The organism is Nocardioides solisilvae (genome assembly GCF_003194625.1).
GTDB classification, from domain to species: domain Bacteria; phylum Actinomycetota; class Actinomycetes; order Propionibacteriales; family Nocardioidaceae; genus Nocardioides; species Nocardioides solisilvae.
Genome location: NZ_QHKX01000002.1, coordinates 270,378 through 282,988, shown reverse-complemented (window position 1 = coordinate 282,988; position 12,611 = coordinate 270,378). Strand labels below are relative to the sequence as shown.

The following is a 12,611-nucleotide window of genomic DNA, read 5'->3' as shown; positions in this document are numbered from 1 at the left end:
CGACGAGGGGACCGGGCGCTCGGTGGTGCTGGTGCGGGAATCAGTGGCGGGGGCGGAGCTCCTCGCCCTCGACGGCGTGGTGGCCGTCGAACTGGTGCCCGTCGGCGGAGTGGTCGAGGCCGGCCTGCAGCTCGGCCTCGTGCTCCGCGTGGTGGTGCGCAGCCTCGAGCTCCTCGCGCGTCGGCTTCTGCACGTTGTGCGCGTTGAGCCAGGCGGAGAGGCGGGCCCGGATCCGGTTGGCCCGGGTCCCGGGAGCCGGCACGCCGTTGTGGTCGACGTCGCTCTCGAGGGTGTAGACCTCGTCCCGGTCACGAGCCGTGAGGGTGTACTGCCTGGCCGGGGCGAGCGGCAGGTGCCGCTCGCTGTAGCCGCCCTCGGGGGACCGCATGATGATGCCGGTCTCGTAGCCGTGCAGGAGCTTCTCCTGGTCGTGACGCTGGAGCGAGATGCACCAGCGACGCGTGATCCAGAAGGCCAGCAGCGGACCGAAGAACACGGCTGCCCGCATGAAGTACGTGATCTGGTTGATGCTCAGGTCCAGCTTGATGGCGATCAGGTCGTTGCCGCCTGCGGCCCACATGAGGCCGTAGAAGGTCATCAGCGCCACCATGACGGCCGTGCGCGTCGGCGCGTTGCGGGGCCGCTGCAGGAGGTGGTGCTCCCGCTTGTCGCCGGTGATCCAGGCCTCGATGAAGGGGAGGAGCAGCACGATCACGAAGAGCAGGATCGGCAGCACGAGGATCGGCAGGAAGACGTTCCACGAGAGCGTGACGCCCAGGAACTCCGACTCCCAGCCCGGCATGATGCGCAGCGCGCCGTCGGGCCAGCCCATGTACCAGTCGGGCTGCGAGCCCGCGGTCACCTTGGACGGGTCGTACGGGCCGTACTTCCACACCGGGTTGATCGTCATGAAGCCACCCATGAGGGCGGTGACGCCGAAGACGATGAAGAAGAACCCGCCGGCCTTGGCCGCGTAGACGGGGAGCATCGGGTAGCCGACGACGTTCTCCTCGGTCCGGCCGGGGCCGGGCCACTGCGTGTGCTTGTGGTACACGAGCAGCAGCATGTGGGCCGCGATCAGGGCCAGCAGCAGGCCCGGGATCAGCAGGACGTGGACGATGTAGAGCCGCGGGATGATCGAGTCACCCGGGAACTCGCCGCCGAAGAGGAAGAACGACAGGTAGGTGCCGACCACGGGGGCCGACTTCATGAAGCCGTCCGCGGCCCGGACGCCGGTGCCGGAGAGCAGGTCGTCGGGGAGCGAGTAGCCGGTGAAGCCCTCGAGCGTGCCGAGGATGAGCAGCAGCATGCCGATCACCCAGTTGAGCTCGCGCGGCTTGCGGAAGGCACCCGTGAAGTAGACGCGCATCAGGTGGATCATCATCGCGGCGATGAAGATCATGGCGGCCCAGTGGTGCATCTGCCGCATGAGCAGGCCGCCGCGGACGTCGAAGGAGATGTCCAGCGCCGAGACCATGGCCTCGGACATGTAGACGCCGCGCAGCTGGTCGTAGGAGCCCTGGTACTGCACCTCGGACATGCTGGGGTTGAACCACAGGGTCAGGAAGACGCCGGTGAGGAGCAGGACGACGAAGCTCCACAGGGCGATCTCACCGAGCATGAACGACCAGTGGTCGGGGAAGACCTTGCGCAGGTTCTTCTTCATCGCGCCGGCGAGGCCGAGGCGCTCGTCTGCCCAGGTGGCGACGCCGCCCGCCCTGGAGGGCTTCTTCGCGGTCGCCGCGGTGGTGGCGTTGCTCTTGGCCACCTTGCTGGTGTCGATGCTCACGGTTAGCCACGCTCCCAGTAGCTCGGACCGACAGGTTCGGTGAAGTCGCTCTGCGCGATCAGGAAGCCCTCGTCGTCGACGGCGAGGGGCAGCTGCGGCAGGGCGCGGGCGGCCGGTCCGAAGACCACCCGGGCGCTGTCGGCCAGGTCGAAGGTCGACTGGTGGCACGGGCAGAGGAGGTGGTGCGTGGTGCGCTCGTTGAGCGAGATCGGGCAGCCCACGTGGGTGCAGATCTTGGAGTAGCCCACGATGCCGTCGACGGTCCAGTTCTCCCGGCCGCGACCGTGGGTGATGTCGTCGGGCTCCATGCGGAGCAGGATTACGGACGCCTTGGACTTGGCGACCTGCAGCGGGGCGCCCTCGAGCACGTGGTGCCCGTTCTCGTCGAGCTCGAAGATGGCGGCCGGCTGGGCGTTCACCAGGTCGCCGATCTCCAGGTCGGAGGGACGGATGGGGGTGCCGAGCACGTCGCGGACGACCCGCTCGCCCTGCTTCCACAGGGTGTGCTCGAGGCCCCCGCCGTTCTCGGGGTCCACGACGTCGTCGGACCAGGGGAGCGGACCGAGGTCACGCAGCAGAACGACGGCCGGGAGGCCGAGAGCGCCGACCGCGCCGAGCAGCGAGTTGCGGACGAGCGGGCGCCGGCCGATGCCGGACTCCTGCAGGCCGGCGTCGAGCGCGGCGAGGGTGGCCTCGCGGTCCTCCTCGCTCGAGGCTGCGGGGTGGCGGTACTCGACCATCTCGTGGTCGGCCATGAGCTTGCGCGCCCACTGGATGATGCCGATGCCGATGAGCAGCAGGGCCAGACCGAGCGTGCCGCCGAGGGCGACCGTCGAGGCGCCGAAGCCGCCGAGGGTGTCCGCGTCCTCGCCGACCTCGAAGGTGAAGTAGGCGACGACGAAGAGGATCGCGAAGACGACCGACAGGCCGAAGAAGGTCGCGACCTGGCGCTCCGCGCGCCGCTCGGCGCGCTCGTCCACGTCGGTGGGGCGCCACTCGTGGGCCGGGAGGCCCGGGTCCGCGATGGGGTCGCCCTCCACCGCGGGCAGGTTGGGGTCGTTGTGGGTCACGCTTCCACCTTGTCCTTCTTCGAACGGGTCGAGTGCGCCGCGATCCAGACCGCGAAGCCGACCAGGCTGCCGATGCCGATCAACCAGGCGAAGAGGCCCTCGGAGACGGGGCCGAGGCCGCCCAGGCCGAAGCCGCCGTACTCGGGCTCCTCCTCCAGGGACTTCAGGTAGGCGATCACGTCCCGCTTGGCCTCCGGCGGGATGTTGCCGTTGGAGAAGACGTCCATGGCCTGCGGGCCGGTCAGCATGGCCTCGTAGATGTGCTTCTCGTCGACGCCCTTGAGGGACGGCGCGTAGCCGCCGCGGGGCATGGCTCCGCCGCTGCCGTTGAAGTTGTGGCACGCGGTGCAGTTGGTCAGGAAGATCTGGCCGCCGCGGACGATCGCCTCCTGGCGCTCCTCCTCGCTCAGCCCGTCGACGCTGTAGTCCTCCTCCGACGGAATGGCGGGACCGGGGCCGAGGCTGGCGACGAAGGCCGCCATGGCGGCGATCTCCTCGTCGTTGTAGACGGGGTCCTTGCGGGGCGCCTGATGGCTCGGGCTGGCCATCGGCATCCGGCCGGTGGCGACCTGGAAGTCGACCGCGGCGGCGCCGACGCCGACCAGCGACGGGCCGATGTTGTAGCCCTCGCGCTCGGTGGCGACGCCCTCGCCGTTGAGGCCGTGGCAGGACGAGCAGCCGACCAGGAAGAGCTCCCGGCCCTGCTCCACGAGCTGGGCGTCGGTCTGCGCCTGCTGGGCGGTGGCGGGGGAGAAGGCGGCGTACAGGCCGCCCGTCATGACCAGGCCCAGGAGCAGCACGGCAAGTCCCGCGAGCGGACCCCGGCGGTGCCGGGAAAGCCGTCCAGCGGTTCGATTCAGGAAGCGCACTTGACTAGTTCCTCTTCAGATCCGGGTCCGGTGACTCATTGGATGAGGTAGATGGCGGCGAACAGGGCGATCCACACGACGTCGACGAAGTGCCAGTAGTAGGACACGACGATCGCGCTCACGGCCTGCTCGTGCGTGAAACGGCGGGCCAGGTAGGTGCGGCCCAGGACGAAGAGGAAGGCGAAGAGGCCTCCGGTCACGTGGATGCCGTGGAAGCCCGTCGTCAGGTAGAACATCGTGCCGTAGGCCGAGTCCTGGATGGTGACGCCGTGGTGCACGAGCTCGACGTACTCCAGCGCCTGGCCGGCGATGAAGACGGCACCCATGACGTAGGTCAGGACGAACCACTCGCGCAGGCCCCAGCCCTTCACCGCGAAGATCGAGCCGGTCCGGCCGACCTGGCCGCGCTCGGCGGCGAAGACGCCGAGCTGGCAGGCCACCGAGGACAGCACGAGGATCGTCGTGTTGCCGGCCGCGAACGGCACGTTGAGGTGCGCCGTCTCCTGGGCCCAGAGGTCGGGGCTCACCGCGCGGATCGTGAAGTACGCCGCGAAGAGGGCCGCGAAGAACATGAGCTCGCTCGCGAGCCAGATGATCGTCCCCACGCTGACCATGCTGGGTCGGTCGTGGTGCCCGTGCAGCCGGGATGCCGGAATAGCCGTTGCTGTCGCCACGGGAGCCATTATGTAGGTAGTCGTGCCGAAGGGCACCCCGACCCCCCGGGTTTGGGAGGGGTGCGTCCCTTCTCGTGCCGTCAGGCGGTGGTCGGAGCGTCGACGCGCGGCTCGGTCGCGCCCGTCCGGGGGTCGGCGCGCATGAACTTGGAACGGCGCAGGAGCGTCCCGGCGACCATGGCCAGAACGAGGGCCGCCCAGAGCGCCGGGACCTGGTTGGCCGCGAGGGCGAAGGCGTTGTCGGTCCACGGGTTGCCCGTGGAGTTCATGAAGCCGTCGATGCCCGCGCCGAGGCTGAAGACGAAGAGCTGGGCGGCGACGAGCGCGGGGAGGAGGCGCGTCTGTAGCGGGGAGAGGTGGGCGAGGGCGTGGAGGCAGAGTGGGCCGAGGGAGACCATCACCTCGAGGCCCAGCCGGTAGCCGAAGAAGGCGTCGCCCCCGGTGAATCCCGTCATCTGCGCCTGCACGGTGGAGTATGCGAGTCCCCCCACTGCGACCCAGCGCGCGTGGTCAGGCGCGGTGCGCCAGCCCCGGACGATTGCCGGCAGCAGGAGCGCCATGGCGGGGGTCCAGACGAAGATGCCCGAGTACGGGGAGAACCACATCCCGAGGTGGCTCAGGAGGCTGTCCGTGACGCCCCGGGTCGCCACGATGTCGGCGTAGACGGATGTCCGGTAGCCGCCCGTCGGGATCCAGCTCTGGTACCACCAGTGCGTCCACAGGCTGGCCAGGCCCAGGCCGGTCGCGCTGACCACGCCGATCGTGAGGGCGATGCGGGGGCTCCGCCGGGACCAGGCCAGTCCGAGACCGAGGAGGGCGACCACGAGGACGACGTGGACCCGTCCCCACAGCCCGATCGCGCCGAAGAGGCCCACCGCCCACCAGATCCGGCGATCGCTCGCCCACACCATGCCGACGATCCCGAGGGTGGTGAGGGTGTGCGTCCACATGGCGTCGGCCGCCACCGACCACAACGGGGTGGTGAAGGCCAGCGCTCCGGCGGCGAGCAGTCCCGTCCTGGTACCGAGGCGTCGCTGGGCGTAGCTGAAGGCGAGGGTGACGGTCAGCGCGGTGAGCACCGCCGCGAACAGGGCGGCGGGCGTGGACGAGAAGTCGGCCGGCCCAGAACCTGTCCCGGCCAACAAGTAGGCGGGCACGGCCGCCGCGACGACCCCGGGAGAGCGGTGCACGACGAGATCGCCCGCCGCGTTGTACTGGATCCCCATGATGTCGCCGGGCGTCACCGCGAAGCCGAGCGCGGCCTCCAAGTCGAAGCCGTTGAGGGCGGGCGAGCCAGTCGACACCAGGTGCCACGCGGCGAGGCTGGCGCCCACGCAGTCGGTCGAGGAGACATCCGAGACAGTCACCAGGTACACGGCGCCCACGACGAGGAAGACCGCGACGGGGAGGAGGCGGCGGTCGCCTCGGGCGATCGGACCAATGCTCATGTCGTCATGCTGCCGGAAACCGACGGACGTCGTGGGCGTATCGTGAGAAGGGTGCTGCGGGTGGCGTCAGGAACTGGGTTGGACCTGCCCGAACCGACCTTGGGGGTCCTGCTCACCGACTGGGGGCTCGCCCCGCTGCCCTTCGTCGTCACCGTGTGGGCGGTGGGCCTCTACGCCCTCGGGGTGCAGCAGCTGCGGCGGCGGGGGGACCGTTGGCCCGTCGGGCGGACGGTCGCGTTCGTCGGGCTGGGGATGGGGTCGTTCCTCTTCGCCACGTCCTCGGGTCTCGCCCGCTACGACACCGTGCTGCTGTCAGCGCACATGGTCCAGCACATGGTGCTCTCCATGGTCGTGCCGCTCTGCCTGGCGCTGGGGGCGCCGGTCACGCTGGCCCTGCGCACCCTGCCGCGGGCGCCGCGGGGCTGGCTGCTGGCGGTGCTGCACTCGCGGGTCGCCCGCGTGCTGGCGTTCCCGCCGCTCGCGTTCGCCCTCTACGTCCTGTCGCCCTGGGCGCTCTACTTCACGGACTGGTACGACGCGAGCCTGCGGTCGACGTACGTCCACGAGATGATGCACGTCCACCTCGTGCTGGTCGGCACGATCTTCTTCTGGCCGCTCATGGGGGTCGACCCGGTGCCGGGCCGGGTGGGCTACCCGTTCCGGCTCCTCCTCACGGTCCTCACGCTGCCGTTCCACGCCTTCCTCGGCGTGACGATCATGGGGCAGAGCGAGCTGCTGGCCGGCGAGTGGTACCTGGCCCTGCGGGCGGGCCCCATGGGCGCCTGGCTGCCCGACGCCATGGACGACCAGCACCGGGCCGGCGGGATCCTGTGGGCCTCGGGCGACCTGATCGGCATCGTCTTCCTCGTCGTCCTGTTCGCCCAGTGGGCCCGCTCCTCGATGAAGGAGGCGGAACGGGAGGACCGCCGGCTGGACCGGATCGAGGCGCGGACGCAGGCACCCCGCGTCGACGGGTAGCATCGCGGACGTGATGGACACGAATGCCTCGAAGACCGCCCCGCTGAAGGTGCTCGTCTACTCCGACGACATCAACACGCGTCAGCAGGTCATCCTCGCCCTCGGACGTCGTCCGCACCCGGACCTCCCGGAGCTGGAGTACGTCGAGGTGGCGACCGAGCCGGTCGTCATCGCGACCATGGACGCCGGCGGGATCGACCTGGTCGTCCTCGACGGCGAGGCCGTCCCCGCCGGGGGGATGGGCATCGCCAAGCAGCTCAAGGACGAGATCTACGACTGCCCGCCGGTGCTGGTGCTCACCGGGCGTCCGCAGGACGCCTGGCTCGCCACCTGGTCGCGCGCCGAGGCGGCCGTCCCGCACCCGCTGGACCCGATCCAACTGGCGGAGACCGTCGTGGCACTGCTCCGCTCGCGCGTGCCCGCCACCGCCTGATCGCCGTGGTGGCCACCTCGTGGCCGGAGGTCCTCAGCGACCTCGTGGCCGGACGCGACCTGTCCCTCGAGCAGGCGCAGTGGGCGATGGGCCAGGTCCTGGCCGGCGAGGCGACGTCGGCCCAGATCGCGGGCTTCGCCGTGGCGCTGCGCGCCAAGGGCGAGTCGGTCGACGAGATCCAGGGCCTGTCGGACGCGATGCTGGCGGCCGGCAACGCCATCTCCGTCCCCGGCCGGCTCCTCGACGTCGTCGGCACGGGCGGGGACCGCTCGATGTCGGTCAACATCTCCACCATGTCGGCGATCGTCGCCGCGGCGGCGGGTGCCCGGGTCGTGAAGCACGGCAGCCGCTCGGCGTCGTCCCAGTCGGGGTCGGCCGACGTCCTCGAGGCGCTCGGGCTCCGGCTCGACCTCCCGCTCGACCGCGTGGCGGCCGTCGCCGAGGAGGTCGGGATCACCTTCTGCTTCGCCGCGGCCTTCCACCCGGCCATGCGGCACGCCGCGGCCCCCCGGCGCGAGCTGGGGATCGCCACCACCTTCAACTTCCTCGGTCCGCTCTCCAACCCCGCCCGCCCCGCGGCGCAGGCGATCGGGTGCGCCGACGCCCGGACGGCGCCGCTGATGGCCGAGGTCTTCGCCCGCCGCGGCGTCGACGCCTGGGTCTTCCGGGGGGACGACGGCCTCGACGAGCTGACCGTCACCACCACCTCCACCGTCTGGAGCGCGCACGGCGGACAGGTGCGGGAGTGGTCGGTCGACCCCGTCTCGCTCGGGCTCCCGCTGAGCCCGGCGGAGTCGCTGCGCGGCGGCGACGCCGCCCACAACGCGGAGGTCGTGCGTCGCCTCCTGGCGCGGGACCGGGGGCCGGTGCGGGACGCCGTGCTGCTCAACGCCGGCGCGGCCCTCGCGGTGCACGCGGGCGGCGAGGGCGGTCCCGACGCCCTGGCCGCCGGGATGGCGCGGGCCTCGGAGGCCCTCGACTCGGGCGACGCCGCGGCGCTGCTCGACCGCTGGGTCGCCGTCTCAGCCGGCTGAGTCGTCCAGCCAGTCCTCGGGCGCGACCAGGTGGACGAGCTCCGTGCTCCCGTCCTGGACTGTGTCCTCTGCGTTCCATCCTGCCCCGTCCTCCAGCGCGTAGGCGAGGGGGGTGTGGGCGATCACCAGGGCGTGGGTGGCCCCCAGTTCCCTGAGTTCGTCGTCCCACCCGGGCTCAAGGTCGACGATGTCCGCGTTCCTCCTGAGCTCGTCGTCGGTGAACATGTCGCCGTAGCCGTGCATCACGACGTGGAGGTGGGGGTAGAGCCACAGGTCGGTGCCGCCCATGCCCCAGTCAGTGAGGAGCGGGGTGCTCTGGGGGAGCGACGCCAGCGTCGCCGAGGCGTCGGTGTCGCCGCGGGGCACTGCGGTCGAGGTGAAGGGGACCGCAGCCGCGAGGGCCGCCGAGGCCACGACGCCGAGTACGACGAGCGTGCGGGCGTCCGTGTGCCTGCGGGCCCGGCCCCGATCGGCGCTGAGGGAGCCCAGCGAGTCGGCGAGGAGGGGAACGAGCATGGCGACGGCGACCGGGACGGAGCGCTGCGCGTAGACCAGCCAGAGCAAGGCCAACGCGAGGAGCGCGAGCTCTAGCCACGACTGGTCGCCCCGCCGTAGGCGGAGCAGGAGCGTGAGGCCCGCCATGCAGGCGGCAAGGGCAGTGGTCGGATCCGTGAGCTCCGGCGCCCCCCACTCGGCGAAGTACGTCGAGATGCCCCCGACCCTCGTCGTCGCGGTCCACAGCGCGGGCCCCACCGGCGTCAGGCCGGCCACCACGCAGGAGAGTGCCGGCACGGCCCACACCTGCCACAGCGGGTGGGAGCCGGCGTCCCGCGTCCCAGCCTTCCGGTCCAGGGTCGAGCCCAGGGCGGCGACGACGCCGACCAGCACGCCGGCCACCCACATGCCGTGCACCATGGCCCACAGCCACGTCAGGGGGACCGTCCACCACGGCACGCCGCCGCCACGTCCCGTGCGCAGCCAGGCCGCGGAGACGAGGACGAGGAAGACGTAGCTGGCCACTTGCGGGCGGGCGGAGAGGAAGGGGAGGCTCGCCGCCACCGTCAAGCAGGTCACGGGGGCAGCGACGAGGAGCCCGCCCAGCCGGTGCCCGACGAGCGCCACCACCACGACGTATGCGAGGGTGACGGTGCCGGTCAGCCAGGCGACTCCCGCCAGGCCGGCGAACGACTCCACCCAGGCGTAGAGCACCTGGCTGAGCCACTGCGTCGGAGCCCAGTCGGCGGTGGCGAACGGCGTGACGGAGCCGGGATCCCAGGGCTTCCAGCCCTCGAGGAACTCTCGCCCGAGCCGGAGGTGGAAGAACGTGTCCGGGTTGGTCACCGGCACGGCGAAGCGTCTGACCACCACCGCGAGCAGGCCAGTCAGGACGACCAAGGGCACGAACCGTAGGGCGGGCCAAGGGGCCGGCAGGTCGGGGGCCGAGGGGTGGTTGGGCTCTGGCACGCCCATACCCTGCCACGGCGGCATCGGACGGGAGGCGTCTTTCGCGGAGGTCGACGGGCTCAGATCCGGAGGACGAATGCGTCACCGCGCGGGGTGAACCCCACGCGGTCGTAGTAGGGGGCAACCATGGAAGGCGAGGTCACGACCTGCTGGATACGACCCTCGCGCAGGAACTGACTGTGCCGCCACACGAACTCGCCGGGCGAGAAGTCCCGGAAACGGGGAGTGACGTAGTCAAGGACGACGTATGCCTCGTCGTCCTGAAGGCGCAGCAGGACGACGCCGACGGTCTCGTCGAGGAGCTGGACGAGGAAGGCCCGGTGGTCCTCCCGGTGGGGGTCCCAGACGAAGTCGGGCTGGAACTGGAGGATGTCGGCCTCGTGGACCCGCAGCACGTGGCGCAGGTACTCGTCGTTCGGCCGCACCTCGAGCACCTCGTAGGCCGACGGGTCGTGCCGTCCGCGCACCAGCCGGACGATGAACCAGGCGTTGATTCCGCAGAGGACCACGTTCATGCCGACCATCGGCCAGACCTCGACGACGGCGTTGAAGACGACGAGCACGGCACATGCGGCGAGGTTGAGCAGGCGGAAGCGGAGGACGCGCGACTGCAGCAGTGAGTAGACGAGCAGGGCACTCCCGCCCCAGCCGAGGAGGTCGAGCCAGAGGCCGTCGAGCGCGTCCACCGGAGTCGTGCCCCGCGTCAGTCGAGGCCGAGCGAGAAGGCGGCCTCGAGGTCGTGGCGCGAGTAGGTGCGGAACGCGATGTGGGTCTCGGTCTCGAGCACGCCCGGCACCTTGTTGAGCTGGTCGGCGACCACGGCGGCGACGTCCTCGTGACGGGGGACCCGGACCAGGGCGATGAGGTCGATCTGGCCTGTCACCGAGTAGACCTCGCTGATCCCCTCGAGGGAGGCGATGGCCTCGGCGACCTCGGGGATGCGGGCCACGTCGGCCTTGACGAAGACGATGGCGGTGATCATGGCGTCGAGACTAACGAGTCGGCCGGTGCACGGGGGAGGGCAGCCGCTGCTCGTCGAAGGGGACCAGCCCCTGGCGCGACTGGTGGACGGCGTCGTGGAGGGCCAGGTGCCGCCCGGCGCCCGACACCGGGCAGGTCCACTCCCCTTCGACCTCGATGAGCCGGACCCCGGGGGACTCCAGCCAGCGCAGGACCTTCTCGGTCTCGGCGGCGCTGGCGGCCGGGACCGGCCCTGGCCCGGGTGGCACCGTCTCGGCCGAGGCGGTGAGCTCGGCGACGAACTGGTGGGCGTCGGCGCCGGGCGGGATGACGCCGGCCGCCGCGAGCCGACCGTGCCGCACCACGTGGACGGCCCAGCGCCCGTCGTCCTCGCGCCGGCCAGCCACGAGCTGAGGGCACCGGGCCAGGGTCGAGAGGCGCTGGGTGCGGGCGGCGGCCCGGACGAACGCGGCCAGCCGGTCGCGGTGCACCCCGGCCTCCTCGAAACGCTCCTCGGCCGCCAGGAACGCCATCCTCCGGTCGATCCGCTCGACGACCGCGTCCGGACGGCGCAGGAGGGCGTCACGCAGGCCGCCCACCATCTCGCCGTAGGTCTCCGTGTCCACGGAGCCGTCGCAGGGGGCCAGGCACCGGTCCATCTCGGCCAGCACGCAGGCGGACCTGGACGGGGCGAGCGGGAGCCGGCCGCTGCACTGCCGGACGGGGAAGACGTCGTGCAGGGCCTCCAGGCTCCTCTCCGCGACCCGTCGCGAGGCGAACGGGCCCAGGTAGTCGGCGTCGTCGTCGAGCACCTGCCGCACCAGCGAGAGGCGGGGCCAGTGCTCCCGCGTGAGCTTGACGAAGTGCACCTTCTCGGGGAACCGCGAGCGGCGGTTGTAGCGCGGCTTGTGCTCCCCGATGAGGCGCAGCTCGCGCACCTCCGCCTCCAGTGGCGTGGCGCACTCGATCCCCGTGACCTCGGTCGCGAGGTTGACCATCTCGCCCATCCGCGACCGGGTCTCGGAGGCGGTGAAGTAGGTGCGCACCCGGGTGCGCAGGTCTCGCGACGTGCCGACGTAGAGCACCCGGCCCCGGTCGTCGCGGAAGAGGTAGACCCCGGGGGAGTGCGGCAGGGACTCGGCGAGGTGACGCTTGCGGCGCTGGGCGGTGGTCACCTTGGCGCTGAAGGTCTGCAGCTCCTCCAACGTGTGCACCCCCAGCCCGCCGAGCCGCTCGAGCAGGCCGTGGAGCACGTCCACGGTGGCCCGCGCGTCGGCCAGCGCGCGGTGGTTGGGCGTCGTGCCGGAGCCGAAGAGCCGGGCCAGGCTCGACAGCTTGCAGTTGGGCGTCTCGTCGCGGGTGACGACCCGGCGGGCCAGCTTCGCGGTGTCGACCACCTCGAACCGGGGCCACGGCCGGCCCTGCTCCCGCGCGAAGTGCTGCAGGAAGCCCACGTCGAACGGGGCGTTGTGGGCCACCAGCACGCTGCCGGCGGCGAACTCGAGGAAGGCCGGGAGCGCGGCGTCGATCGAGGGCGACCCGGCGACCATCGCGTCGGTGATGCCGGTGAGCACCGCGATGAACGCCGGGATGCCCGCCCCGGGGTTGACCAGTGTCTGGAACTCGCCCAGCACCTCCCCGCCGCGCACCTTGACCGCGCCGATCTCGGTGATCATCGAGCCGGCCGCCGCGGAGCCGCCGGTGGTCTCGAGGTCGACCACGGTGAACGTCAGGTCGCGCAGGGGGCGGCCGAGCTCGTCGAAGGTGCGCTGGGCCTCCCACCGGCCGGGGGCGGTTGGTGCGGTGCTGCTCATGGCCGGGACGGTAGACGCGTGCGCCGACAGGACCGGCGAGGCTCGCGGACTACGCTGGGCGCGCCAGTCGTCGAGAGG

General features: G+C 71.5%; 12 protein-coding genes. 3 read left to right on the top strand and 9 right to left on the bottom strand.

Going from position 1 to position 12,611, the window contains the following annotated elements; translation table 11 throughout:
* Positions 1–40: 40 nt before the first annotated feature.
* The 5 genes from qcrB to DNK53_RS07295 form a co-directional block, all read right to left on the bottom strand.
* On the bottom strand, positions 41–1,789 hold the full coding sequence (qcrB, locus tag DNK53_RS07315; protein ID WP_239456409.1) for a cytochrome bc1 complex cytochrome b subunit: 1,749 nt from the start codon (positions 1,787–1,789) through the stop codon (positions 41–43).
* A 2-nt stretch (positions 1,790–1,791) separates the two neighbouring features.
* Positions 1,792–2,859, bottom strand: a complete 1,068-nt coding sequence (qcrA, locus tag DNK53_RS07310) for a cytochrome bc1 complex Rieske iron-sulfur subunit (RefSeq protein WP_110181658.1) — start codon at positions 2,857–2,859, stop codon at positions 1,792–1,794.
* Positions 2,856–3,728 carry a cytochrome bc1 complex diheme cytochrome c subunit gene (gene qcrC, locus DNK53_RS07305; RefSeq protein ID WP_476739099.1) on the bottom strand — a complete coding sequence of 291 codons (873 nt, stop codon included), beginning with the start codon at positions 3,726–3,728 and terminating at the stop codon, positions 2,856–2,858. The genes qcrA and qcrC overlap by 4 nt, the downstream gene beginning before the upstream one ends.
* A gap of 35 nt (positions 3,729–3,763) precedes the next feature.
* Positions 3,764–4,411 carry an aa3-type cytochrome oxidase subunit III gene (gene ctaE / locus DNK53_RS07300; RefSeq protein ID WP_110181657.1) on the bottom strand — a complete coding sequence of 216 codons (648 nt, stop codon included), beginning with the start codon at positions 4,409–4,411 and terminating at the stop codon, positions 3,764–3,766.
* A gap of 71 nt (positions 4,412–4,482) precedes the next feature.
* Positions 4,483–5,850, bottom strand: a complete 1,368-nt coding sequence (locus DNK53_RS07295; protein ID WP_110181656.1) for a hypothetical protein — start codon at positions 5,848–5,850, stop codon at positions 4,483–4,485.
* A gap of 78 nt (positions 5,851–5,928) precedes the next feature.
* Here DNK53_RS07295 and DNK53_RS07290 point away from each other — a divergent pair, with 78 nt between their 5' ends.
* From DNK53_RS07290 to trpD, 3 genes are read left to right on the top strand one after another with little or no spacing between them, the layout of a single operon-like run.
* On the top strand, positions 5,929–6,828 hold the full coding sequence (locus DNK53_RS07290) for a cytochrome c oxidase assembly protein (protein WP_239456407.1): 900 nt from the start codon (positions 5,929–5,931) through the stop codon (positions 6,826–6,828).
* Positions 6,829–6,841: 13 nt separating this feature from the next.
* On the top strand, positions 6,842–7,261 hold the full coding sequence (locus DNK53_RS07285) for an Rv3143 family two-component system response regulator (RefSeq protein ID WP_110181654.1): 420 nt from the start codon (positions 6,842–6,844) through the stop codon (positions 7,259–7,261).
* An 8-nt stretch (positions 7,262–7,269) separates the two neighbouring features.
* Complete coding sequence (gene trpD, locus DNK53_RS07280; RefSeq protein ID WP_476739101.1) at positions 7,270–8,295, top strand: anthranilate phosphoribosyltransferase; 1,026 nt, start codon at positions 7,270–7,272, stop codon at positions 8,293–8,295.
* On the opposite strand, the gene DNK53_RS07275 is transcribed toward trpD, so the two are convergent.
* The 4 genes from DNK53_RS07275 to DNK53_RS07260 all read right to left on the bottom strand — a co-directional run bounded on the left by DNK53_RS07275 (position 8,284) and on the right by DNK53_RS07260 (position 12,533).
* The gene (locus DNK53_RS07275; RefSeq protein ID WP_162599825.1) at positions 8,284–9,690 is read right to left on the bottom strand and encodes a hypothetical protein; all 1,407 of its coding nucleotides are present in this window, start codon (positions 9,688–9,690) and stop codon (positions 8,284–8,286) included. The two genes, trpD and DNK53_RS07275, sit on opposite strands and share 12 nt — an antisense overlap.
* Before the next feature lie 128 nt (positions 9,691–9,818).
* Entirely contained in the window at positions 9,819–10,445 is a 627-nt protein-coding gene (locus DNK53_RS07270) for a hypothetical protein (RefSeq protein ID WP_110181651.1), read from the bottom strand.
* A 17-nt stretch (positions 10,446–10,462) separates the two neighbouring features.
* Complete coding sequence (locus tag DNK53_RS07265) at positions 10,463–10,741, bottom strand: Lrp/AsnC family transcriptional regulator (protein ID WP_110181650.1); 279 nt, start codon at positions 10,739–10,741, stop codon at positions 10,463–10,465.
* A gap of 10 nt (positions 10,742–10,751) precedes the next feature.
* Positions 10,752–12,533, bottom strand: coding sequence for a DEDD exonuclease domain-containing protein (locus DNK53_RS07260; protein ID WP_110181649.1), 1,782 nt, complete (start codon positions 12,531–12,533; stop codon positions 10,752–10,754).
* Between the last annotated feature and the right edge of the window lie 78 nt (positions 12,534–12,611).